The following is a 1,341-nucleotide window of genomic DNA, read 5'->3' as shown; positions in this document are numbered from 1 at the left end:
GGATCAGGACGGCGCTGGCCGAGCCCGCTTCCTCGCACACGAAGTTGACGCACCAGTGGATGCCGTAGGAGCGGTAGACATAGGAGAACCCCGGTGGGCCGAACATCACCTGATTGCGCGGGGTAGGGCCATTGAACGAGTGGGCCGCCGGCTCGGTGTGATGGTAAGCCTCGACCTCGGTGATGATCCCGCCGACGCCGCCGACCAGGAAAGTCGCACCGATCAGGTCGGGTGCGACCTCATGGACGCTGCGATCGAAGAAAGAGCGTTTCAGCGCCTTGCCGAGGCGCGGCGCGGTCGCACGGGTGAAGCGGGGATTTTGAGCCATTTTGAGGTGGGAATCGGCATGGAACGGACCGCAACACTGCCAATATCTGGGCTGATCTGCTAGGGTCGCGGTGCGGGTTGCGAGCCGCGCCAACACCGATTAGCTATGGTTTCTCGCGACTTGCAGGCACCTATGGTCACCATCGTCGACACCATCTCCACCACTCAGCTCCGCCCGCGTCACCCCGAAAAGGTGAACCGGCCGGATGCCGTGTCGCCGCCGAAGCCGGACTGGATCCGGGTTCGCGCGCCGAACACGCGCGGCTATGCGGAAACGCGCCGGATCGTGAAGGAGAATGGCCTCGTCACGGTGTGCGAGGAGGCAGGCTGCCCCAACATCGGTGAATGCTGGGACAAGAAGCACGCCACCTTCATGATCATGGGCGACACCTGCACGCGCGCCTGTGCGTTCTGCAACGTCAAGACCGGCATGCCTGGCGCGCTTGAGGCGAGCGAGCCGGATTACGTCGCAGAGGCCACCGCCAAGCTCGGGCTCACCCATGTCGTGGTGACCTCGGTCGATCGCGACGATCTCGCCGACGGCGGCGCCGAGCATTTTGCCCAGACGATCCGTGCCATCCGCGCGCGCTGCCCGAGCACCACGATCGAGATCCTGACACCGGACTTCCTGCGCAAGGACGGCGCGCTCGAGCGCGTGGTCGCGGCCAAGCCCGACGTCTTCAACCACAATCTGGAAACCGTGCCATCGCGCTATCTCACTGTGCGTCCGGGTGCCCGCTATTTCCATTCGATCCGGCTGCTGCAGCGGGTCAAGGAGATGGATCCGACCATCTTCACCAAGTCGGGCATCATGGTCGGCCTCGGCGAGGAGCGGCACGAGGTGCTTCAGGTGATGGACGATCTGCGCTCGGCCGAGGTCGATTTCCTGACCATCGGCCAGTATCTGCAGCCGACGCGCAAGCATCACGCCGTGATGCGCTACGTGACTCCTGACGAATTCGCGGGCTACGAGCGCGTTGCTTATACCAAGGGTTTTCTGATGGTGTCGGCGAG

General features: G+C 64.0%; 2 protein-coding genes. One reads left to right on the top strand and one right to left on the bottom strand.

What is annotated here, in order from left to right:
* A partial coding sequence (locus tag QMZ05_RS40820) for a DNA-3-methyladenine glycosylase (RefSeq protein ID WP_353705888.1) occupies window positions 1-328 on the bottom strand: 328 nt, incomplete at its 3' end.
* 132 nt (window positions 329-460) lie between these two features.
* Between QMZ05_RS40820 and lipA the strand changes: the two genes are divergently transcribed.
* Window positions 461-1,341 (top strand): lipoyl synthase (gene lipA / locus QMZ05_RS40815; protein WP_353705887.1); only part of this gene is annotated, 881 nt, incomplete at its 3' end.

This window comes from Bradyrhizobium sp. INPA03-11B (genome assembly GCF_040446015.1).
Taxonomy (GTDB): domain Bacteria; phylum Pseudomonadota; class Alphaproteobacteria; order Rhizobiales; family Xanthobacteraceae; genus Bradyrhizobium; species Bradyrhizobium macuxiense_A.
The sequence above is the reverse complement of the archived record's forward strand: the minus strand, read 5'-3'. Positions and strand labels throughout refer to the sequence as shown.